Genomic DNA, 21,356 nt, shown 5'->3' with positions numbered 1-21,356 from the left:
AGACCGTCATATACGAACGACGAACATGAACGTAGTAAAAAACGTAGCAATAGGAGCAAGTAATGCTACCTTGGCTTTCCTCGCCACATCCTAACTTTCCAACTACCTCTACAGCCCTGGACTCCCCCAACGGCTTACTGGCTGCCGGAGGAGAACTCTCACCTGGCTGGCTAATAGAAGCCTACCGGCAGGGAATATTTCCATGGTTCAGCGACGACGACCCCATTTTATGGTGGAGTCCAGACCCGCGCATGATACTCCTACCTGAGCAATTTAAGCAGCGCCGTAGCTTAACCAAACGATTACGCCATGGTGGCTTTCATATCACCCTGGATCAACACTTCGATCAGGTTATTGAGGCTTGTGCCGCCCCACGCGACGAAGACGGCGGCACCTGGATCACCACCGAAATGCGCGACGCCTACAGCCTACTGCATGCATTGGGCATTGCTCATAGCATTGAAGTCCATCAATACGGCCAGTTAGTCGGCGGCCTGTATGGAATCGCCATGGGCCCGGTGTTTTTTGGTGAATCCATGTTCTCCCGCGCGCCAGATGCTTCCAAGGTAGCACTGGCACACCTCGCCCGAGCCATGCGCGAGCATGGCGGCAAGCTCATCGACTGCCAAATGCATACGCCGCACCTGGCCAGCTTGGGCGCTATTACAGTCGCTCGCGAGGCATTCATCAACTATCTTAAAAACTGGTTACCCGATAAGGCGTTTACGTTAACCTCATCCGCCGTCGAGACACCCACTGTTCCTGCGTCGCTGTGGCTAAAAGCGATTGCTACTAAGACTCACCATCAGACATGAACTCGCTCTGTTTTGAGCATTTATAAAAAGGAGGCAAGCCGTGAGTAGTAATACACCGCGTCGCCCGGTGCGGGATTTGCGCTTCTTCCTGACCGTGCCCCATGCCTGCAGTTATTTACCCGGCAAAGAGGCGACGACGCTGTTTCTCGACCCGCAGGAGTCACCCGTGCCCGGTGTCTATGACTCTCTGGCACTGCTAGGGTTTCGCCGCAGCGGGCGTCATCTTTATCGCCCTCACTGTGAAGGGTGCAACGCCTGTCGATCAGTGCGTATTCCGGTTGACCAGTTTACCGCCAACCGTACTCAGCGAAAGATCTGGCGGCGCAATGCCGATATTACTATTCGTGTTATGCCCGCTTATTATGCATCAAGCCACTACTCGCTTTACGCTGACTATATTCGTCAGCGTCATGCTGACGGCGATATGTATCCCCCCAGCCGTGAACAGTATCGCACTTTCCTCACCCTTGATGAGCCTTATGCTCATCTTATGGAAATGTACCTTAATGACGAGCTCGTCGGCGTAGCTGCCTTTGATCAACTTGAGCACGGTCTTTCCGCCATCTACACCTTCTTTGCCGTTAGCGATGAACTGGATAAGCGCTCACTAGGCACCTTTGCGATTCTCCAACTGATAGAGCTCAGTCGAGAAAAAGCGCTGCCGCATCTATATTTAGGGTATTGGATCGAAGAGTGCCGTAAGATGCGCTACAAACAGGCGTTTGCGCCGTTGGAAATACTCGATGGACGCCATTGGCGGCAGTTAATTCGCTAAACACGTAAGCTTTTTTGCCTTGACGGCAGGCTTACGGCACAATATAGCGCTGTTTCTTGAGCGCCTACCCAATGGCCCTCAATTTCTGACCGATTATTACATTACTAACTCATAAGTGAGGAAATGCCTATATGGCACGCGAAGATCATATTGAAATGGAAGGCGTTATCGTCGATACCCTTCCGAACACCATGTTTCGTGTTGAGCTGGAAAACGGTCACGTTGTTACCGCTCACATCTCTGGCAAAATGCGCAAAAACTACATCCGCATTCTGACCGGCGACAAGGTTAAAGTAGAGCTAACACCTTACGATCTCTCTAAAGGCCGTATCGTTTACCGTTCGCGCTAAGTCGTTGCACTGTTAACGCGTTCGGCTGATCTTACCTGCTCCAGCTAGATTGTCTTTAACGACAGCGCCGATCAGCGTCAATGGCTGTTCACTAAAAACGACAACGCCCCGTCTTTGACAGGGCGCTGCGTTTTGTTGCATGGCAAAAAGAGTGATTGGCTTTAGAGCACCTTAGCGCCCTTTTCAGGGCGCATCGGTTTCACGGCGCATCGGCCATTTCCGTCTCAGTGGAGAGGTGTAGCTCACCCTCTTCCAGGCTAACGTGGACAATACCGCCCTGATCAGCCAACTCGCCAAACAGAATCATTTCGGCCAGCGGCTTCTTCAGCTTCTCTTGGATGAGACGCGCCATTGGGCGTGCGCCCATGTCAGGATCGTAGCCTTTGTCGGCTAACCAATCCCGCGCCATATCATCCACATCCAGCTGAACACGCTTTTCATCCAGCTGCGCCTGTAGTTCGATCAAGAACTTGTCGACGACATTGCGTACCACCGAGACCGGCAGCGCGTGGAACTGAATAATGCCATCCAAGCGGTTGCGGAACTCGGGTGAGAAGGTGCGGCGAATCACTTCCATAGCATCGGTGGAGTGATCTTGATGCTGGAAGCCAATCGAGCGACGCGACGCCTGCTCAGCACCGGCGTTAGAGGTCATGATCAGGATAACGTGACGGAAGTCCGCTTCGCGGCCGTTGTTATCCGTTAAGCGACCGTGATCCATTACCTGCAGTAGCAGGTTGAAAACTTCTGGGTGCGCTTTCTCAATCTCATCTAACAACAGCACACAGTGCGGCTGCTTGGTGACCGCTTCGGTCAATAAGCCACCCTGGTCATAGCCGACGTAGCCTGGAGGCGCACCAATCAGGCGCGATACGGTGTGACGCTCCATGTACTCCGACATATCAAAGCGAACCAGCTCAATGCCCATGATATGCGCAAGCTGCTTGGCCACTTCGGTTTTACCCACGCCAGTGGGGCCAGCAAACAGGAAGCTACCCACAGGCTTGTCAGGCGACTTAAGACCTGCTCTAGAGAGCTTAATGGCCGCAGACAAACTATCGATCGCTTCATCCTGACCGAATACCAGCATTTTCAGGTCACGATCCAGCTTCTCGAGCAGCTTACGGTCGGAGCTTGAAACACTCTTCGGCGGTATACGCGCAATGGAGGCAACCACGGCTTCAACTTGCTCGACGTCGATGGTATTAAGGCGCACTTCCGGCGGTAATAGACGCTGGTGAGCGCCCGCTTCGTCAATGACATCAATCGCTTTATCGGGTAGGTAGCGATCATTGATATAACGATCCGCCAAACGCGCTGCACTCTCTAGGGCACCATCGGTGTACTTAAGCTCATGGTGCTCTTCAAAGCGTGAACGCAGGCCCTTGAGGATTTTAATGGTGTCATCAACGGATGGCGCCATCACGTCTACTTTTTGGAAGCGACGCGCCAATGCGCGGTCTTTTTCGAAGATACCGCGGAACTCCTGGAACGTGGTCGAACCAATGCAGCGCAGCTCGCCCGAGGAGAGTAGCGGCTTAAGCAGGTTAGACGCATCCATTACCCCACCAGAAGCGGCACCCGCACCAATGACCGTATGAATCTCATCGATGAACAGTACGGCGTTAGGCTGTTTGCGAAGTTCGCTCAACAGACTTTTAAGGCGCTTTTCAAAGTCGCCGCGATATTTGGTGCCGGCAAGCAGCGCGCCCATATCGAGCGAGTAAACCACTGCATCGGCGATAACATCGGGCACGTCTTCTTCAACGATACGCTTGGCCAAGCCTTCAGCAATCGCCGTTTTACCTACGCCTGCCTCACCCACTAGAAGCGGGTTATTCTTGCGACGACGAGCCAGAATCTGAACGACGCGCTCAAGCTCGTGATCACGGCCAATCAGCGGGTCAATTTTACCCAGCCGCGCCTGTTCGTTCAGGTTGGTGGCATAGCCAGTCAACGGATGGGCTGCGCCTTCGCTACCACCCTCTTCAGCATCTTCACTTTCAGATGAGGAGGGGGAAGGTGACGGGCCGTGCCCAGCCACTTTAGAAATACCATGGGCGATATAGTTGACCGCATCTACGCGGGCAACGCTTTGCTGTTTAAGAAAGTAAACCGCTTGGCTTTCTTGCTCTGAAAAGATCGCCACCAGCACATTAGCGCCGGAGACTTCACTCTTACCAGATGACTGAACATGGAATACCGCACGCTGTAAAACGCGTTGGAAACCGAGCGTGGGCTGTGTTTCACGATCACCCTGACCTTCTGGAATCAGTGGAGTGGTCGAGTTAATAAAATCCTGCAGATCGGACCGCAGCTTGTCGAGGTTAGCCCCACATGCCTTCAGTACGTCTACCGCTGAGGCATTATCCAGCAACGCTAGCAGCAGGTGCTCAACGGTCATAAACTCGTGGCGTTTAGAACGCGCCACAGTAAAGGCCGTGTTCAGGGTCATTTCAAGTTCTTTGCTCAGCATGGCAGTCCCCTTTTCGCTACTACCTAGGGCGTATCGCCACCTAGGGCTTGCGTCGGATCAGTTTAATCGACCGGCACTCTCAACATCGGGTACAAATGGCACGGTTGCAAGCCTCACCGTCAATTATTTCTCAACGTTTTTAATTGGCGGCCTCAATATCACTTATCAACGGGTGCTCACACTCACGGGCATACTCGTTTACCTGATAGCTTTTAGTCTCAGCTATGTCACGCGTAAACACGCCACAGGTGCCCTTTCCTTGGGTATGTACAGCTAGCATGACCTGAACGGCCGTCTCGCTATCCATGTTGAAAAAACCTTGCAGTACTTCAATGACGAACTCCATCGGCGTGTAATCATCATTATGAAGCACCACCTTGTAAAGCGGCGGTTGCGCCAGCGCTGGTTCTGCTGACTGAACCGCTAAATCGCCATCTTCATCGGGCATATTTGGCCGTGTCATCCCCGAAAACGTAGGTATGGCGGTCAAGTATGATCTCTCTAGGTTGGGCATAAGCAGCACGGTGGTTGTCTCAAGACTGACCGAAAGAGGCGTCTCTACGTTTCAAAGTTGCTCATCCACTGCTAAAGCGGATTCACAGCTATAACGAATTTACTAGAACGTAAGACGCTGCCGATCAGCAAGGGTTCATGGAAAATTAAAATATCCCACTGCGTAATACAAAAACCCCCGCCCGCCAAGCGGACGGGGGTTTAAAGCGTCATCGAAGCCAGGGGCGAATTAGCCCTTGGCGACGATCGCTAGTGTTTCATTGAGCGTTTTGCTTGGGCGCATGATTTTACCCGTCAACTCATGGTCTGGATGGTAATAACCACGAATATCGGTGGGCTGGCCCTGCACGCTGTTGAGCTCATCAACAATGGTCGCTTCTTTAGCCGTCAGTGCTTCGGTTAAGCGGCCAAACAGCTCTTTCATCTCGGTATCTTCATTCTGCTCAGCCAGCGCCTCTGCCCAGTATAGCGCTAAATAGAAGTGGCTACCGCGATTGTCGAGCTCACCCACTTTGCGGGAAGGCGACTTGTTACTGTCCAAGAACTTACCGTTAGCTTGATCAAGCGCTTTGGCCAGCATTTTCGCACGGGCGTTATCGAAGGTGCTGCCCAGGTGCTCAAGAGAAGCGGCCAAGGCCAGGAATTCACCCAGCGAATCCCAACGCAGATGGTTTTCTTCCAACAGCTGTTGAACGTGCTTAGGCGCAGAGCCGCCCGCGCCGGTCTCAAACAGGCCACCGCCATTCATCAACGGAACGATCGAGAGCATTTTGGCACTGGTGCCGAGCTCCATGATCGGGAACAGGTCGGTCAGGTAATCACGCAGTACGTTACCGGTCACGGAGATGGTGTCTTCGCCCTTGCGGATACGCGCAAGCGAAAAACTCATCGCGTCTTCCGGCGTCATGATGCGAATATCGAGGCCAGCGGTATCGTGATCTTTCAAGTAGCTTTCGACTTTCTTGATCAGCTGAGCATCGTGAGCGCGCTGGGCGTCCAGCCAGAAAATCGCCGGGGTACCGCTTTCACGAGCGCGGTTAACCGCCAGCTTCACCCAATCACGAACCGGGGCATCTTTAGTCTGGCACATACGCCAGATATCGCCTTCCTCAACGCTGTGCTCAAGCACGACGTTGCCGCTGGCATCGGTGACACGAACAGTGCCATCGGCAGGAATCTGGAAGGTTTTATCGTGGGAGCCGTACTCTTCGGCTTTCTGCGCCATCAGACCCACGTTGGGGACGCTACCCATCGTCGTCGGATCAAAGGCACCGTGCTGCTTGCAGTCTTCGATCACGCTCTGATAGATACCAGCGTAGCAACGATCAGGGATCACCGCTTTGACGTCGTGCAGCTGATCATCGGCGCCCCACATTTTGCCGGAGTCACGGATCATCGCAGGCATAGAAGCATCAATAATCACATCGCTGGGCACGTGCAGGTTAGTGATGCCTTTATGGGAGTTCACCATTGCCAGACGAGGACGCTCGGCGTAAAGCGCCTGAATCTCACCCTCAATCTGCTTCTGACGCTCTTCAGGCAGCGATTTAATCGCCGAGTAGAGATCACCGATACCGTTATTGGCATCAAAGCCCGCCTGTTTCAACTCATCCGCGTGCTTGCTCAGCACATCCTGATAAAACTCGCTAACCACCATGCCGAACATGATCGGGTCGGAGACCTTCATCATGGTTGCTTTGAGGTGTAGTGAGAACAGTACATCTTTGGCTTTCGCGTCAGCGACTTCTTCGGCCACAAAACGACGCAGCGCGTTACGGCTCATTACCGCACCGTCAACGACTTCGCCTTCAAGTACCGATGTTTTCGGCTTGAGCACGGTGGCGCTGCCATCGTTAGCGATCAGTTCGATCTTAAGATCGGTGGCTTTTTCAATCAGCGCTGATTTCTCGCTGCCGTAAAAATCGCCTTCACTCATATGCGCCACGTGGGACTTGGAGTCACTACTCCACTCGCCCATGCGATGCGGGTATTTGCGCGCGTAATTTTTCACCGACAGCGGTGCGCGGCGATCGGAGTTACCTTCACGCAATACCGGGTTGACGGCACTGCCTTTGGTTTTATCGTAACGCGCCTGAATGTCTTTCTCTTCGTCACTCTGCGGGGCTTCCGGATAGTCAGGAAGCTTATAGCCCTGCTGCTGCAGCTCTTTAATCACCGCCTTTAACTGAGGCAGTGAGGCACTGATATTGGGCAATTTGATGATGTTAGCTTCTGGGGTCTTGGTCAGTTCGCCAAGCTCCGCCAGGTGATCGCCGATCTGTTGCTCTTCACTCAGGTAGTCTGGAAACTGAGAGATGATCCGGGCAGCCAGAGAAATATCGCGCGTCTCTACCTGAATACCAGCAGAATCGGTGAACGCATCGATAATCGGCAGCAGGGAGTACGTCGCAAGCGCGGGGGCTTCGTCGGTGAGCGTGTAGATGATCTTCGGCGTTTTAGTCATATTTGCGTTAACCTCTCTTGTCACTACGATTGCAAGAAATCTTGAGTGGAGCGCGAGTTCATTGATGGCCGGGTCTATAGCCTGTTTATAACGATGACGCCCCCAGCACGCCCCAGCAGCTAGGCCGGAGTATACCAGCGCAGCACTTCATGCGCATGAGTGATCTACCGACACCTTACAGGGCAACGATAAAAGTGATGTCATGAGCAAGCTCTATTTACTGCACAAGCCGTTTCAAGTATTAAGCAAGTTCAGCGACCAAGAAGGTCGCCAGACGCTTGCTCAATATATTGATGTAAAAGACATTTACCCCGCCGGGCGGCTTGACTACGACTCTGAAGGGCTGTTGTTGCTCAGTGATGACGGCGGGCTGATTCATCGTATCTCTCATCCGCGCCACAAACAGCCCAAAACCTACTGGGCTCAGGTCGAAGGAGAGATAGACGAGGCGGCATTAAAGGCCTTACGCCAGGGTATTACGCTTAAAGATGGCCCGACGCAGCCAGCGAAGGCCCGCCGGATAGCCCCTCCGGTTACCGCACCTCGCCAACCGGCCATCGACCCCAAGCGTCATCCGTCGACTAGCTGGCTGGAGCTAACGATTAACGAAGGGCGTAATCGCCAAGTCCGCCGCATGACCGCCCACGTAGGCTTCCCCACGCTGCGCCTTATTCGCACATCGATTGGCCCTTGGACGCTGGAAGGATTAGCCCCTGGCGAATGGCGTAAAGAAACGTTGCATGCCCCGCGGCCTGCCAATACACCCCCAAACCAGCAAACAGGCCAACGCACAAGGCAGCAAAAAGATAAAAGAGCGCGGCCAGCGGCCAAACGCAGGAAACCATCATGAGCTTTATTCACAGCACAGCGGCGTGTGTCATACAGCGAGGCGAGCACTTCTTAATGGTGGAAGAGCAGCGCGGCGGGCCGCATAGCGTTTTTAATCAGCCTGCTGGGCATATCGAACCTGGCGAGGGGCCTATCGCGGCCATTCTGCGCGAGGTGCTGGAAGAGACAGCTTGGCAGGTATCACTCACCGGCTATCTAGGTGTATACGTATTCCATAGCGACTCAGGGCAGACGTTTCACAGCCACGGTTTTATCGGCACGCCGCTTGATAAGCTCGACCTCGCCCTTGACCCCGACATTACCGCCACCCACTGGCTCACACTTGAGCAAATACGATCCTTAGATCACCAGTCACGTCTACGCAGCCCACTGGTACTCAAACGTATTGAGGATGCGCTCAGCGGGCCGTGTTATCCGCTGACGGTGATTCGCGAGTGAAGCACTCGAAGCAGTCACTCCCCATCGTGTATAATCCTCGCCCAATTGCGCACTGCATATTTGCACCCTACTTCAACTGAGGATGCCCATGTCATCCACTGACCCAACTGCACCAAGCTCATCCACTACTGCGTCATCCGCCACAGCCGTTAACGGCAAAGTGATTGTCGGTATGTCCGGCGGCGTCGACTCGTCCGTCTCTGCCCTTCTACTCATGCAGCAAGGCTATGAGGTGGAAGGCCTGTTTATGAAAAATTGGGATGAAGACGACGGCACCGAATACTGCACCGCCAAAGAGGATCTCGCTGACGCCGAAGCGGTCTGTGCAAAGCTCGGCATTAAGCTGCACACCGCTAATTTTGCTGCCGAGTATTGGGATAATGTCTTTGAGCACTTTTTAGCTGAATACAAAGCGGGCCGTACGCCCAACCCGGATATTCTGTGTAACCGGGAAATTAAGTTTAAGGTCTTCCTTGAGTACGCCGAAATGCTCGGGGCCGACAAAATCGCCACCGGTCATTATGTACGACAAGGCATGCGTGAAGGCCGACCCCGCCTACTTAAAGGCCTGGACGGCAACAAAGATCAAAGCTACTTCCTGCATGCGGTGCCGGAAGCAGCGATTGCACGCACCTTGTTCCCCGTAGGGGAGTTGGAAAAACCTGCCGTGCGTGCGCTGGCAGAACAGTACGAGCTGATTACGGCCAAGAAAAAAGATTCTACCGGTATCTGCTTTATCGGCGAGCGTCGCTTTCGCGACTTTTTGCAGCAGTATCTGCCCGCCCAGCCCGGCACCATTGAAACGCCGGATGGCGTTGTGATTGGCCAACATATGGGGCTGATGTACTACACCCTTGGTCAGCGACAGGGGCTCGGCATTGGCGGGCTTGCCAACTACTCAGAAGAGCCCTGGTATGTGGCGGCGAAAGACTTGGATCGCAATGTACTGATCGCGGTGCAGGGTAAGCACGATCAACTGCTTTACTCCGATACATTGGCCACCGAGGCGATGGACTGGGTGGCAGGCGAGCCGCCGGTTCAACAGGGGCGCTTTACCGCCAAAACGCGTTATCGGCAAAGTGACTGCAGTTGTGAAATGCGCGCCCTGCCCGACGGCGGCGTAGAGGTCACGTTCGATGACCCTCAGTGGGCGGTCACGCCTGGTCAGTCGCTGGTTCTTTACGATGGCGACATTTGCTTGGGCGGCGGCGTTATTCGCGCCACCTGGAAGAGAGCCGCGGAGGCCGCTGCATGAATCCCACCACCCCGATTCATCGCGCGCCTGATTCCCCAGCCGCCCGCCAAGCCCTTGCGTTGGCGGGCGTGTTTCAAGCCGCCAGCCTGGTAGACGAACTCGCCCGCACCGGCCAAGTGGATACTCGCGCCTGGGAGACGCTGATAGAAGCCACCGTGGATACTAATCCGGCAAGCTTTGAAGCCATTTATGGCGGGCATCCCAACAACTTGCGCCGCGGCCTGGATACCTTAGAAGCGCTGGTGGGGCGTAAACAAGCGAACCCAGTGGTGCTACGTTACGGCTTTTCACTGCTCATGCTGATGAATAAACTGCGCACGAATAACGCCATGATGGATTCACTGGGCCAGCAACTCACCCGCATTCAGGGACAGGCCGAGCATTTCGGCTCTACCCACGAAAACGTGGTTGCTAGCCTAGGGGAAGCGTATCAAGAGACGATCTCCACGTTTAAAACCCGCATTGTGGTGCAGGGCGACCCCTCACTGCTGCAAAGCCGCATGATGCCCGAACGCGTGCGCGCCTGCTTAATGGCTGGCATTCGCTTTGGGTTATTGTGGCATCAGCAAGGCGGGCGCCGCTGGAAGCTGGTATTCCAGCGAAAAGCGCTACGCCGTGCGCTGGACAGCCTTAGTTAAACCACTCTCTAATCGATTAACTTGCTCTCGACTAAATTGCTCTCGAACAACCTGGAAACGATGCCATGCAACTCTCCGCTTTGACCGCCCTCTCCCCCGTTGACGGCCGCTACGCCTCTAAAGCCGCCGCCCTGCGCGAACACTTCAGTGAATTCGGCCTGATTCGCGCCCGCGTGATTGTGGAAGTTCGCTGGCTACAGCGCTTGGCCGAGCATACCCAGATCATCGAGGTGCCGCCTCTCTCTGCTGAAGCGACTGCCTTTCTTGAGCAGTTGATTCGTGAGTTTTCGATCAGCGACGCCGAGCGGATCAAAGAGATCGAGCGCACTACTAATCACGACGTCAAAGCGGTTGAGTACTTCCTGAAAGAGAAGATCGCGGGCCAAGCTGAGCTCCACGCAGTGACTGAGTTCATTCACTTTGCCTGCACCAGTGAAGATATCAACAACCTCTCTTACGGTGTCATGCTCAGCGATGGCCTAACCGCCATGCTGCCCACCATGCACGAAGTGGCTGATGAAATCGCCAAGCTGGCGATTGCCCACGCCGCTCAACCGATGCTGTCGCGCACTCACGGTCAAACCGCCACTCCGACCACCCTGGGCAAAGAGATGGCCAACGTGGCCTACCGTCTTAAGCGCCAGCTTAAGCAGATCGAAGCGGTGGAAGTACTTGGCAAAATCAATGGCGCCGTAGGCAACTATAACGCCCACCTGACCACTTACCCGGAGATCGACTGGCAAGCCAATGCCCGCACCTTTGTGGAAGGTTTGGGACTAACGTTCAACCCTTACACTACCCAGATCGAACCTCACGACTACATCGCTGAACTGTTTGATGCCATTTGCCGCTTCAATACGATCTTGATCGACTTTGATCGCGACGTATGGGGCTATATTTCTCTCGGCTACTTTAAGCAGCGCACCGTTGAAGGCGAGATTGGCTCTTCGACCATGCCGCACAAAGTTAACCCGATCGACTTTGAGAACTCTGAGGGCAATCTGGGGCTGGCCAATGCGGTGCTTAGTCACCTTGCGCAAAAGCTGCCCATCTCGCGCTGGCAACGTGACCTGACTGACTCCACTGTGCTGCGCAACCTGGGCGTTGGCCTGGCGTATGGGTTGATTGCTTATCACGCCAGCCTAAAAGGCATCAGCAAGCTGGAAGCCAACCCCGAGCGTTTAGACGCTGATTTGGATAACAGCTGGGAAGTGCTCGCCGAGCCGATTCAAACGGTGATGCGTCGCTACGGCATTGAGAAGCCCTACGAAAAACTCAAGCAGTTGACCCGGGGCAAACGTATTGACCAAGCGGGCTTTGCGGCGTTTATTGATACGCTTGAACTGCCCAGCGAGGTCAAAACCGAATTGAAGGCGCTTTCACCGGCCAACTATATTGGTAATGCCCAGGCACAAGCCGAAGCACTGACACATCAGCTAAACTCGCTGTAAGCCATTTGTTTTTACCAACGTTACTGCGACCACTACACCAGGACACGCCATGAGCCATCACGATAAGCCGCTAACACTGCTGGGCGATCTTACCGCCGCAGACTTTCTGGCCAATTATTGGCAGCAAAAGCCGCTGCTGATTCGTGGCGCGATGCCCGACTTCATCAGCCCCATTGAGGCCGATGAGCTGGCCGGACTTGCCTGCGAGCCTGGCGTAGAGGCGCGCCTGGTCGAAGAGGATGGCCCCAATGGCCCGTGGCAGGTCTCCCACGGGCCCTTTGATGAAGCCACCTTTGAACGGCTACCCGAAAACAATTGGAGCCTTCTCGTCCAAGCGGTTGATCATTACGTGCCTGCGGTAGCAGCGCTAATGGATGAGTTTGACTTCCTTCCGCGCTGGCGGCTTGATGACGTCATGATCAGTTACGCGCCTCCTGGCGGTAATGTGGGCGCCCATATCGACCAGTACGATGTCTTTTTACTCCAAGCCAGCGGCCATCGTCGGTGGCAACTGGGCGGAAAACTAACGGAAGATGCGCCGATCATCCAAGGTGTCGATCTACGTATCCTTAAAGAATTTACCGTAGAGCCGGACTCCGACTGGGTGCTTGAGCCTGGCGACATGCTCTATCTTCCCCCCGGCTGGGCACATCACGGTGTCAGTCAAAGCGATGATTGCATGACTATCTCGATTGGCTTTCGCGCACCCTCTGCCGATGAGGCGATTACCTCCTACGCCGATTATTTGGGCGAGCAGCTTCCTGCATCACAGCGTTACAGCGATGCGGGCATGGCGCCTGCGCAAAAAGCCGGTGAACTTGACGATGCAGCCGTTGAGCGTATGCGGCAGTTGATTATGTCGACACTGGATAACCCGACCCAAGTCGCCCAGTGGTTTGGCCGGGTAATGACCCAGCCAAAATATGTGGATCAAGTAGTGCCGCTTGAAACGCCGCTAACCGAAGCGGCGCTTGTTGCTCAACTACAAGAGGGTGAACCGCTTTATCACATGCCAGGCTCACGCTTCGCTTGGCGCAGCGATACCAGCGGCACCACGCTGTTTGTCGATGGCGACGGTCACGCCTGCTCTACTGAGTTAGCCCAACGCCTAGCCGACACTACCCCACTGTACGCCGAAGACCTGGAGCTTGACGGTGCCGCGGCGCTCATCACGCAGTTGGTCAACACCGGAAGCCTCGGCTTTATGAGCGATGACGGAGATGACGACGAGGAGTATTAATGGCGATTACTCACATCAGCACGGGTGACTGGGAGACGTTGGGCCAAGCTGCCAGCGAGATCCGTCGCAGAGTGTTCATTGATGAGCAGAGCGTGCCCCAGGAAGAGGAGTGGGATGGCCTGGATCCGCAGTGCCAGCACTTTCTTGCCATGCTTGATGGGCAACCCGTCGGCACCGCTCGCCTGCTCCCCGATGCCCACATTGGGCGGGTTGCCGTGATCAAAGACGCCCGCGGCACCGGCATTGGCGTGCTACTAATGCAAGCCGCGATTGAAGCGGCCCGCCATGCGGGCCACACCCAGGTGGCTCTTAGCGCGCAGGTGCATGCTCTGGCGTTTTATGAGCTGTTAGGCTTTGTCGCCCACGGCGACGAGTTTATGGATGCAGGCATTCCACATCGAGAAATGACGCTTTCGCTTGATTAACAAACCATCTTGATTGACCTCTAGCACTGCCTCGGCAGTGCTTTTTTATGCGCTCTTGACGCCATTTTGACGAAAAACGACTACACAAACACGCCCTTCCTCTACCTTCCTGTCGTCGGGTTACAACGCCCTCTGCCCCCAAGTGTGAATTGTTGAATGCGCTCGCTTCGTTGATAGTTATTGCATTGCAGCGCAGCGAGGTTAGCCAGCGTTTCAGAAAAACTGGACGACGCTGCAACAACGTCGCAAACGCAGCATAAGCGAACACTGATTTGCAAAACATGATCACGACCGAAGAGGATAAGCTCATGACAGGACTGCTCGACGATATCAAAGCCATGGCCCAGTTACGCGAAGCACAAGGCGGCAAATGGGAAGCTATCAAGCCCGAGTATGCCGCCCGCATGCGCGCTCAAAACCGCTTTCATACCGGCCTCGACATTGCTCGCTATACTGCCAAAGTCATGCGTGAAGACATGGCCGCTTACGATGCTGATACCGCACAGTACACTCAGTCATTGGGCTGCTGGCACGGTTTTATTGGCCAGCAGAAGCTTATCTCGATCAAAAAGCACTTTGGCACCACCAAACGTAGCTACCTCTACCTGTCAGGCTGGATGGTTGCCGCGCTGCGCTCCGAGTTCGGCCCGCTGCCCGACCAGTCAATGCACGAAAAAACCTCCGTCGCGGATCTGATCGAAGAGCTCTACACCTTCCTAAAGCAAGCCGATGCCTGGGAGCTTAACCACCTGTTCCGCGCCCTGGACGAAGCCAAAGAGGCAGGCGATAAATCAAAAGAGCAGGAACTGGTCGGCAAAATCGACAACTATGAAACCCATATCGTGCCGATAATTGCCGATATCGATGCAGGCTTTGGTAATGCTGAAGCCACCTACCTACTGGCCAAGAAATTTATTCAAGCGGGCGCCTGCTGCATCCAGTTGGAAAACCAGGTCTCCGATGAGAAGCAGTGTGGTCACCAGGACGGTAAAGTCACCGTTCCCCATGAAGATTTCCTGGCCAAAATTAACGCCGTGCGTTACGCCTTTTTGGAACTTGGCATTGAAGATGGCGTTATCGTGGCACGTACCGACTCACTCGGCGCTGGCTTGACGCAAAAAATCGCCGTCACCAATGAGCCAGGCGATCTCGGCGATCAGTACAACAGCTTCCTTGATGGCGATGTGATCGAAAACGCCGCCGACATCAATAACGGCGATGTGGTCATCAAGCAGAACGGTAAGCTGGTCAAACCCAAGCGTCTCGCCTCCGGCCTTTACCAGTTCAAAGCAGGCACAGGCGAAGACCGCGTTATTCTGGACTGCATCACCAGCCTGCAAAATGGCGCTGATCTGCTGTGGATCGAAACCGAGAAGCCCCATGTGGGCCAGATCGCCAGCATGGTCAACCGGATTCGCGATGTCGTGCCGGATGCCAAGCTGGTCTATAACAACTCACCGTCGTTCAACTGGACGCTGAACTTCCGTCAGCAGGTATTCGATGCTTGGGAGGAAGAGGGCAAGGACGTTTCCGCTTACCAGCGTGAAAAGCTGATGAGCGCCGAATACGACGAAACTGAACTAGGTCAGTTGGCCGATGAATGGACACGCAATTTCCAGCGCGATTCGTCTCGCGATGCGGGCATCTTCCACCACTTGATCACGTTGCCGACTTACCACACGGCTGCCCTGTCCACCGACAACCTGGCTAAAGGCTACTTCGGCGACGAAGGCATGCTGGCTTACGTGAAAGGCGTTCAGCGCCAGGAAATTCGTCAGGGAATCGCGACGGTTCGCCACCAGGATATGGCAGGCTCTAATATCGGTGATGACCACAAAGAGTTCTTCCATGGTGACGCCGCGCTGAAAGCGGGTGGTAAAGACAACACCATGAATCAATTCGGTTAATTAGCGCTTTAGCTAGCGAGCCATCCGCTCCCACAGGAGGCCATATGGCCTCCTGTTTTTGGTTGTCTAGGCGTATTTGCACACTGTTTTCTTAATACGCTGTTACACTCTCCGTTATACTATTTCCTAACGATTATTTTTGTTCGCGCTGATCTTTTCAAACCACGGCTGGTCAAAGATGCCAGCATCGGCTATTTTAACGAACAGCGTTCTATAACCGCACTGTTTAATTGCGATCAATGCCAAGTCTTTGCGAAAGACGACAGTGTGAAACATGACTGTGGTACAGATGATCGCTAGAGACATTAATACACCCAGGAGGTTTTAATGAAACGTCTTCTTTTACCTATCGCCGCCATGAGCATGCTCACCTTAGCGGGCTGTGCTAACACATCCGGCTACTCTGGCGATGTCTATAGCGGTAACCAAGCTAAAACGGGCCAAAGCGTCACCTACGGTACTATCGTGGCGGTTCGTCCGGTACAGATTCAAGCCGATAGCCGTGCTGGAGGTCTTTTAGGTAGTGGCGGCGGCGCGATCATTGGTGGCCTTCTGGGCAACCAAGTGGGTGGTGGTTCAGGTCGTCAACTGGCAACCGTGGCAGGTGCACTCGGTGGTGCTGTAGCGGGTACTGCTGCTGAAGACGCGACTAACCGCGTTAACGCGCTGGAAATGGAAATTCGCCGTGATGACGGCACCGATATTGTTGTTGTTCAGCGTGCCGACCGTCAATTCCAGGCCGGTCAGCGTGTCCGCTTGATCGGTAGCGGCGCTAACATGAGCGTTGCGCCCTATTAAACGACAACGTTGATCCTCAGCGTATGAGTATAAAAAAGCCCGGCCATCCTATTGATGGCCGGGCTTTTTTTATATGTTTAAAGTGATCGTTTAATGGTGGGTCTTATTACTGGCCCAGTTTGCCAAGGCCATAATTGCCCAGCCAATGAGCGCCAGCAACAACACTACCAACAGCATCTCTACAGGTTGCACCAGGGTGGTCGCCCCCAGCACCGCCAGCGAAACAACCCAAAGATAGCGATTGTCGCCGTGACTCTTCAAGACACTTGGCAACATTTTATCTAACCCTTGGCTCACGCCTTTGTTCCAACGCTCATTAACAAAATACGCAATTAGACAAAATGCGATAAGCCAAATAATCAAAATCGTCATTGCATGCTCCAAAAGTAATAGGGCAAAGGAATAAGTGATGGTCGTAGGGTATCCCTGGTCACCCTAGCGCGCAATACCGTCGAAAGTGGTGAGTACGAAAAAGCGCCGCTACCCCCCTGACAAGACAGCGCACACGCGTTACCATATTGGAACATGCACTCACCGAAAGGTTATTCCATGCAAATTGCGCAAAACTCGGTTGTCGCGTTTCACTACACCCTGACTAACGATTCAGGTGAAGTGCTAGACAGTTCTGAAGGCCGTGAGCCGCTTACCTACCTCCATGGTGCCGGCAATATTATCCCGGGCCTTGAGAAAGAGCTGGAAGGTCGTGCAGCTGGCGAAAAATTGAACGTTAGCGTCTCTCCTGAAGAAGGTTATGGCGAGCTGCAAGAGCAGCTAATGCAAGAAGTACCGCGCGATGCGTTCCAAGGTGTTGAAAGCATTGAGCCGGGCATGCAGTTCCAAGCCCAGACTCAAGGTGGCCCGTTAATGGTTACCGTTAAGAAAGTCGAAGGCGATACGGTCGTTGTTGATGGCAACCACCCGCTGGCAGGCCAGCAGCTCAACTTTGATGTTGAGATCGCAGAAGTACGTGAAGCAAGTTCTGAAGAAGTTGAGCACGGCCACGTGCACGGCGAAGGCGGCGTAGAGCACTAAGACGCTCACGCTACCGATCAAAAAGGTGACCTTCGGGTCACCTTTTTTTATGGCTATCGAAAACGTGCTTATTCATCAGGTATCAGCACGAGCTGCCCATGACGCACGCTTCGCGACGAGGTAACTTCGGCGGCAAACTGTTTGAGCGCACGCCCCTGGCCTTTGAGCAGCGCTACTTCCAGGCAGCTGTCATGGTTGATATGCACATGCAGGGTCGATAGCGTCAGCTCATGATGATCATGGGAGTGCCGGGTCAAGCGTTTGGAGAGCTCGCGCGCAGCATGATCATAGACGTACACCAGCGCGCCCATGCACGGCGAGTCCGGCGCGGCCTCCTCTTTTACCTGCTTTAAGCCACTGCGGGTCAGGTCGCGAATTGCCTCTGAGCGGTTTTGGTAGCCGCGCTCACGCATTAGCGTATCTACCTCCGCCATCAGCTCCTCATCAAGCGTAACCGTTACACGCTGCATTCACGCCCCCTCAATTGATTCACTTTTCATGTGTCGCCCATGCCGCTAGTATGATGTTATTGATAAAAGATCATACTTGTATCAGCAAGGATAAAGCGATGCCTGGATTACCTCGGCCTATCTTACTGGGTATTACACTCGGTTGTTTAGTGGCCGCAAGCGCCGTACAGGCGAAAGAGCAGTTGGTGCTAGCCGTTGGAGGCGAACCCGAGCAAGGCTTTGATCCACTGCTGGGCTGGGGGCAATACGGTAATCCGCTATTTCAGTCGACGCTACTCGCTCGGGGCAGAGACCTAACCCCCCAGCCAGAACTGGCCACTCAGTGGTCGCTCTCAGACGACCGCCTGACGTGGACACTCACGCTACGTCACGATGCGCGCTTTGCCGACGGCACGCCGCTGACCGCCGCTGATGTAGCCTACACCTTCAACCAAGCGGCTAACGCTGGCGGACGTGCCGACCTAAGTGCTCTTGATAAAGCGCAGGCGGTTGATGAGTATACCGTCACGCTACGCCTAAACGCCCCGCACATCACCTTTGTTGATCAGCTCATGACGCTAGGTATCGTTCCCCACGCCGGGCGAGACAACGGCTATAGCGAGCAGTATGGCCGTCAGCCCCTGGGCTCCGGCCCTTATCAACTGGTCGAGTGGCAGGAAGGCGAGCAGCTGATTGTAGAGCGTAATCCTTACTTCTATGGCCCCGCGCCCGCCTTTGATCGACTGGTCTTTCGCTTTATGGGTGAGGACGCCACCCTAAGCGCCGCCCACGCAGGCCAGGTGGACGTTGCCTCTGTGCCTCCTGCCCTAGCCGCAAACCTGCCAGCGCATATGCAGCGGGTAATCATGGAGAGCGTTGATAACCGCGGCATTCTTTTCCCCATGCAGCCAGCGAATGGCGAGCTTGCTGCTTCTGGGGCTCCAATCGGCAATGACGTCACCGCCGAACTTGCGATCCGCCAGGCGATCAACCTTGCCGTTGACCGCAACACCCTGGTTGAGGTAGCACTGAACGGTTATGGCCGCCCTGCCTTTGGCCCAGCGGACGGCCTGCCCTGGAGCGATAGCGATGAACGCCTTACTGCGCCCGACCTTGCCCAGGCCGAGAAGATACTCGACGCAGCAGGCTGGCAGCTAAGTGACGATGGCCTGCGCTATAAAGATGGCCTGCCCGCGCGCTTTCGGCTTACCTACCCTTCAAGCGATACCACTAGGCAGTTGCTTGCAGAGGCCAGCGCCGCAATGGTTCGCCCACTGGGGATAGAGATGCAGCCCACCGGTCGCCACTGGGATCAAATCCAGCGCGAAGCGCTGCACCAGGACGCTATTATGTTCGGCTTTGGCAGCCACAGCCCTCAGGAGATCTACTATCTCTTCCACAGCCAGCATGCAGGCAACGGCTTCTATAACAGCGGCTTCTACGCTAACACTGAAGTGGATAACCATTTAGACGCCGCCCAGGCAGCGGAAAGTATTGAGCAAGCCAACCGCGAGTGGCGGTCGGCGCAGTGGGACGGCAGCACCGGCTACGGAGTGCGCGGCAATAGCAGCTGGGCCTGGTTGGTTAACCTTGAACACGTTTACTTCGCCGACACCTGCTTAAACGTTGGCGAGCTGGGCGTCGCCCCCCACGGACACGGCTGGCCGATCACTGCTAACCTGCTCGAGTGGCGCTGGACGTGCGAGTAATCCGGCGTATAGCCAAGCGCCTGGTACGTCTTGCACTGGTACTGCTATGCGTGGCACTGGTGTCCTTTGGGTTAATGATGGTGTCGCCCATCGATCCCGTTGATGCCTATTTAGGCCCACAGATGGCGCAAGTAAGCCCTGAGCAGCGCGCCCTAATTGCCCAGCGCTGGGGGTTTGACGAACCAGCTGTCGTTCAGTTTGGGCACTGGCTGCGTCAACTAGTCAGCGGTGATTTAGGCTGGAGCCATGTGTATAACCAGCCGGTTAGTGAGGTCATCGCTCAGCGATTTCAGCGCTCGGTTATGCTTCTGGGCAGCGCCTGGCTACTTTCAGCACTGCTCGGGTTTAGCCTTGGCGTTGTGGCCGGCGCCAAAGAGGGTACCAAACTGGATAAGGCTATCAGCACCTACGCCTTTATTACCGCATCCACGCCCGCCTTCTGGCTGGCAATACTCGCCGTCCTGCTATTTTCGGTAACGCTGGGTTGGACACCGACCTGTTGCGCAGGGCCAGTCGGGGTCTTGAATCAAGACGTCACCCTCGTCACCCGATTGCATCATCTACTCTTACCGGTCGCCACCTTGGCACTGCTGGGCATCGCCAACATTACCTTGCACACCCGTGCCCGCATGCTGGAGTTAATGCGCTCAGATATTGCTACCCATGCTTTTGCTCAAGGCGCGAGTCGGATTGATGTGGCCTGGCGCCACGGTCTTCGCCACGCCAGTTTACCGGCGATCACCTTGGCGTTTGCCTCCCTAGGCGAACTCTTCGGCGGCTCTATTTTGATCGAACACGTTTTTGCCTACCCCGGTTTAGGCCAAGCCACGGTGGCAGCGGGCCTACGCAGTGACGTTCCTCTGCTGTTAGGCATAGCGCTATTTACCGCACTGTTTGTGAGCCTCGGCAATATGCTCGCCGATACGCTTTATGGCGTTATCGATCCACGTATTAAGGTGGAAGGCACATGAGGCAGCCCCAGCCGCGCCTTCGCGCCGCAATCAGCTTGGTGGTCACCGGCCTGCTGGTAATCGGGCTGATCGCCAGCCAATGGCTGCTGGGTGATACACCTCAGCAGATGCAGTTTGAAGCCCGATTAGCCCCACCCAGTGTTGATCACTGGCTAGGCACCGATGCCTTAGGGCGTGAGCTATGGGCGCGCACTCTGGCCGGTCTGGCGCTGAGCTTTTGGGTGGGCTCTCTGGCCGCTATCCTTAGCACGCTGATTGCACTGAGTTTGGCAGCGCTAGCCACGCTGTCGTCTCGGCTGGATGCGCTGGTGAGCCTGCTGATTGATACGCTGCTCAGCGTACCGCACCTGATTTTGTTAATGCTGATCGCCTTTGCGCTGGGCGGCGGCACCCAGGCGGTGATTATTGCCGTGGCCGTTACCCACTGGCCTAGTTTGGCCCGTGTACTGCGCGCGGAGCTTTGGCAGTTACGCCAAGCCCCCTATGTGCGTATGTCTCGCGCCTTTGGGAAATCACGCTGGTTTGTGCTCCACGGCCATTTACTCCCTCACTTGCTGCCCCACTGCTTGGTTGGTGCACTGCTGTTGTTTCCCCACGCCATTCTGCATGAAGCCGCGTTAACCTTTTTAGGCTTTGGCCTGAGCCCCAGCCAGCCGGCTATTGGCGTGCTACTGGCCGACGCCATGCGCTATTTAAGCGGCGGTTATTGGTGGCTGGGGGTATTTCCAGGTTTGGCGCTACTGCTGATGGTGCTTGGTTTCGAACGCCTTTCCAGACAACTGCGCCGGGCACTTTAGGAGG

Annotated in this window: 21 protein-coding genes; 16 read left to right on the top strand and 5 right to left on the bottom strand. The window is 54.9% G+C overall.

Annotated elements, in window-relative coordinates; all coding sequences use genetic code 11:
- Positions 1-62 precede the first annotated feature (62 nt).
- The 3 genes from aat (at position 63) to infA (ending at position 1,940) form a co-directional block, all read left to right on the top strand.
- Positions 63-815, top strand: a complete 753-nt coding sequence (gene aat / locus MLE19_RS00785) for a leucyl/phenylalanyl-tRNA--protein transferase (protein WP_240716171.1) — start codon at positions 63-65, stop codon at positions 813-815.
- A 40-nt stretch (positions 816-855) separates the two neighbouring features.
- Positions 856-1,590 carry an arginyltransferase gene (locus MLE19_RS00780; protein WP_240716170.1) on the top strand — a complete coding sequence of 245 codons (735 nt, stop codon included), beginning with the start codon at positions 856-858 and terminating at the stop codon, positions 1,588-1,590.
- Positions 1,591-1,721: 131 nt separating this feature from the next.
- Positions 1,722-1,940, top strand: a complete 219-nt coding sequence (infA, locus tag MLE19_RS00775) for a translation initiation factor IF-1 (protein WP_007111068.1) — start codon at positions 1,722-1,724, stop codon at positions 1,938-1,940.
- 199 nt (positions 1,941-2,139) lie between these two features.
- On the opposite strand, the gene clpA is transcribed toward infA, so the two are convergent.
- The 3 genes from clpA to MLE19_RS00760 form a co-directional block, all read right to left on the bottom strand.
- The gene (clpA, locus tag MLE19_RS00770) at positions 2,140-4,416 is read right to left on the bottom strand and encodes an ATP-dependent Clp protease ATP-binding subunit ClpA (RefSeq protein ID WP_240716169.1); all 2,277 of its coding nucleotides are present in this window, start codon (positions 4,414-4,416) and stop codon (positions 2,140-2,142) included.
- Positions 4,417-4,555: 139 nt separating this feature from the next.
- Positions 4,556-4,864: an ATP-dependent Clp protease adapter ClpS gene (gene clpS, locus MLE19_RS00765; protein ID WP_240716802.1), complete on the bottom strand. Its 309-nt coding sequence runs from the start codon at positions 4,862-4,864 to the stop codon at positions 4,556-4,558.
- A gap of 294 nt (positions 4,865-5,158) precedes the next feature.
- Positions 5,159-7,393 (bottom strand): NADP-dependent isocitrate dehydrogenase, encoded by a 2,235-nt coding sequence (locus tag MLE19_RS00760; RefSeq protein ID WP_240716168.1) that lies wholly within the window; start codon positions 7,391-7,393, stop codon positions 5,159-5,161.
- Positions 7,394-7,595: 202 nt separating this feature from the next.
- On the opposite strand from MLE19_RS00760, the gene MLE19_RS00755 reads away from it, so the two are divergent.
- From MLE19_RS00755 to MLE19_RS00715, 9 genes are all read left to right on the top strand, one after another.
- Positions 7,596-8,243, top strand: coding sequence for a pseudouridine synthase (locus MLE19_RS00755; RefSeq protein ID WP_240716167.1), 648 nt, complete (start codon positions 7,596-7,598; stop codon positions 8,241-8,243).
- A complete protein-coding gene (locus MLE19_RS00750; RefSeq protein WP_240716166.1) occupies positions 8,240-8,680 on the top strand; it encodes an NUDIX hydrolase in 441 nt (146 codons plus the stop codon). The genes MLE19_RS00755 and MLE19_RS00750 overlap by 4 nt, the downstream gene beginning before the upstream one ends.
- 88 nt (positions 8,681-8,768) lie before the next feature.
- Complete coding sequence (mnmA, locus tag MLE19_RS00745; protein ID WP_276322277.1) at positions 8,769-9,935, top strand: tRNA 2-thiouridine(34) synthase MnmA; 1,167 nt, start codon at positions 8,769-8,771, stop codon at positions 9,933-9,935.
- Positions 9,932-10,573 carry a high frequency lysogenization protein HflD gene (gene hflD / locus MLE19_RS00740; protein WP_240716165.1) on the top strand — a complete coding sequence of 214 codons (642 nt, stop codon included), beginning with the start codon at positions 9,932-9,934 and terminating at the stop codon, positions 10,571-10,573. The genes mnmA and hflD overlap by 4 nt, the downstream gene beginning before the upstream one ends.
- A 65-nt stretch (positions 10,574-10,638) precedes the next feature.
- Complete coding sequence (purB, locus tag MLE19_RS00735) at positions 10,639-12,024, top strand: adenylosuccinate lyase (RefSeq protein ID WP_240716164.1); 1,386 nt, start codon at positions 10,639-10,641, stop codon at positions 12,022-12,024.
- 49 nt (positions 12,025-12,073) lie between these two features.
- Positions 12,074-13,264, top strand: coding sequence for a cupin domain-containing protein (locus MLE19_RS00730; RefSeq protein ID WP_240716163.1), 1,191 nt, complete (start codon positions 12,074-12,076; stop codon positions 13,262-13,264).
- Positions 13,264-13,689 (top strand): GNAT family N-acetyltransferase, encoded by a 426-nt coding sequence (locus MLE19_RS00725; RefSeq protein WP_240716162.1) that lies wholly within the window; start codon positions 13,264-13,266, stop codon positions 13,687-13,689. Before MLE19_RS00730 ends, MLE19_RS00725 begins: the two co-directional genes overlap by 1 nt.
- A 308-nt stretch (positions 13,690-13,997) precedes the next feature.
- Positions 13,998-15,596, top strand: a complete 1,599-nt coding sequence (locus tag MLE19_RS00720; protein ID WP_240716161.1) for an isocitrate lyase — start codon at positions 13,998-14,000, stop codon at positions 15,594-15,596.
- A gap of 327 nt (positions 15,597-15,923) precedes the next feature.
- Positions 15,924-16,394, top strand: a complete 471-nt coding sequence (locus MLE19_RS00715; protein ID WP_240716160.1) for a glycine zipper 2TM domain-containing protein — start codon at positions 15,924-15,926, stop codon at positions 16,392-16,394.
- A 90-nt stretch (positions 16,395-16,484) separates the two neighbouring features.
- Here the strand turns inward: MLE19_RS00715 and MLE19_RS00710 are convergent, their stop codons facing one another.
- Complete coding sequence (locus MLE19_RS00710) at positions 16,485-16,766, bottom strand: hypothetical protein (RefSeq protein ID WP_240716159.1); 282 nt, start codon at positions 16,764-16,766, stop codon at positions 16,485-16,487.
- A 177-nt stretch (positions 16,767-16,943) separates the two neighbouring features.
- On the opposite strand from MLE19_RS00710, the gene MLE19_RS00705 reads away from it, so the two are divergent.
- Positions 16,944-17,426 carry an FKBP-type peptidyl-prolyl cis-trans isomerase gene (locus MLE19_RS00705; protein ID WP_240716158.1) on the top strand — a complete coding sequence of 161 codons (483 nt, stop codon included), beginning with the start codon at positions 16,944-16,946 and terminating at the stop codon, positions 17,424-17,426.
- A gap of 68 nt (positions 17,427-17,494) precedes the next feature.
- Here the strand turns inward: MLE19_RS00705 and nikR are convergent, their stop codons facing one another.
- A complete protein-coding gene (gene nikR / locus MLE19_RS00700; protein WP_240716157.1) occupies positions 17,495-17,896 on the bottom strand; it encodes a nickel-responsive transcriptional regulator NikR in 402 nt (133 codons plus the stop codon).
- A gap of 98 nt (positions 17,897-17,994) precedes the next feature.
- Between nikR and MLE19_RS00695 the strand changes: the two genes are divergently transcribed.
- From MLE19_RS00695 to MLE19_RS00685, 3 genes are read left to right on the top strand one after another with little or no spacing between them, the layout of a single operon-like run.
- Positions 17,995-19,584: an ABC transporter substrate-binding protein gene (locus MLE19_RS00695; RefSeq protein ID WP_240716156.1), complete on the top strand. Its 1,590-nt coding sequence runs from the start codon at positions 17,995-17,997 to the stop codon at positions 19,582-19,584.
- Positions 19,575-20,555 (top strand): ABC transporter permease, encoded by a 981-nt coding sequence (locus MLE19_RS00690; RefSeq protein WP_240716155.1) that lies wholly within the window; start codon positions 19,575-19,577, stop codon positions 20,553-20,555. The genes MLE19_RS00695 and MLE19_RS00690 overlap by 10 nt, the downstream gene beginning before the upstream one ends.
- A complete protein-coding gene (locus tag MLE19_RS00685) occupies positions 20,552-21,352 on the top strand; it encodes an ABC transporter permease (protein WP_240716154.1) in 801 nt (266 codons plus the stop codon). Before MLE19_RS00690 ends, MLE19_RS00685 begins: the two co-directional genes overlap by 4 nt.
- Positions 21,353-21,356: the final 4 nt, after the last annotated feature.

Origin of the sequence: Vreelandella neptunia, from assembly GCF_022489065.1 — a bacterium.
Lineage (GTDB): Bacteria > Pseudomonadota > Gammaproteobacteria > Pseudomonadales > Halomonadaceae > Vreelandella > Vreelandella neptunia_A.
This window is presented reverse-complemented; position numbering and strand designations above follow the sequence as displayed.

What these genes read in the sequence shown, in the direction of transcription:
- aat (WP_240716171.1), top strand. Translation starts at nt 63, where the DNA reads ATGCTACCTTGGCTTTCCTCGCCACATCCTAACTTTCCAACTACCTCT.
- infA (WP_007111068.1), top strand. Translation starts at nt 1,722, where the DNA reads ATGGCACGCGAAGATCATATTGAAATGGAAGGCGTTATCGTCGATACC.
- clpA (WP_240716169.1), bottom strand. Translation starts at nt 4,416, where the DNA reads ATGCTGAGCAAAGAACTTGAAATGACCCTGAACACGGCCTTTACTGTG.
- clpS (WP_240716802.1), bottom strand. Translation starts at nt 4,864, where the DNA reads ATGCCCGATGAAGATGGCGATTTAGCGGTTCAGTCAGCAGAACCAGCG.
- MLE19_RS00760 (WP_240716168.1), bottom strand. Translation starts at nt 7,393, where the DNA reads ATGACTAAAACGCCGAAGATCATCTACACGCTCACCGACGAAGCCCCC.
- MLE19_RS00755 (WP_240716167.1), top strand. Translation starts at nt 7,596, where the DNA reads ATGAGCAAGCTCTATTTACTGCACAAGCCGTTTCAAGTATTAAGCAAG.
- MLE19_RS00750 (WP_240716166.1), top strand. Translation starts at nt 8,240, where the DNA reads ATGAGCTTTATTCACAGCACAGCGGCGTGTGTCATACAGCGAGGCGAG.
- mnmA (WP_276322277.1), top strand. Translation starts at nt 8,769, where the DNA reads ATGTCATCCACTGACCCAACTGCACCAAGCTCATCCACTACTGCGTCA.
- hflD (WP_240716165.1), top strand. Translation starts at nt 9,932, where the DNA reads ATGAATCCCACCACCCCGATTCATCGCGCGCCTGATTCCCCAGCCGCC.
- purB (WP_240716164.1), top strand. Translation starts at nt 10,639, where the DNA reads ATGCAACTCTCCGCTTTGACCGCCCTCTCCCCCGTTGACGGCCGCTAC.
- MLE19_RS00730 (WP_240716163.1), top strand. Translation starts at nt 12,074, where the DNA reads ATGAGCCATCACGATAAGCCGCTAACACTGCTGGGCGATCTTACCGCC.
- MLE19_RS00725 (WP_240716162.1), top strand. Translation starts at nt 13,264, where the DNA reads ATGGCGATTACTCACATCAGCACGGGTGACTGGGAGACGTTGGGCCAA.
- MLE19_RS00720 (WP_240716161.1), top strand. Translation starts at nt 13,998, where the DNA reads ATGACAGGACTGCTCGACGATATCAAAGCCATGGCCCAGTTACGCGAA.
- MLE19_RS00715 (WP_240716160.1), top strand. Translation starts at nt 15,924, where the DNA reads ATGAAACGTCTTCTTTTACCTATCGCCGCCATGAGCATGCTCACCTTA.
- MLE19_RS00710 (WP_240716159.1), bottom strand. Translation starts at nt 16,766, where the DNA reads ATGACGATTTTGATTATTTGGCTTATCGCATTTTGTCTAATTGCGTAT.
- MLE19_RS00705 (WP_240716158.1), top strand. Translation starts at nt 16,944, where the DNA reads ATGCAAATTGCGCAAAACTCGGTTGTCGCGTTTCACTACACCCTGACT.
- nikR (WP_240716157.1), bottom strand. Translation starts at nt 17,896, where the DNA reads ATGCAGCGTGTAACGGTTACGCTTGATGAGGAGCTGATGGCGGAGGTA.
- MLE19_RS00695 (WP_240716156.1), top strand. Translation starts at nt 17,995, where the DNA reads ATGCCTGGATTACCTCGGCCTATCTTACTGGGTATTACACTCGGTTGT.
- MLE19_RS00685 (WP_240716154.1), top strand. Translation starts at nt 20,552, where the DNA reads ATGAGGCAGCCCCAGCCGCGCCTTCGCGCCGCAATCAGCTTGGTGGTC.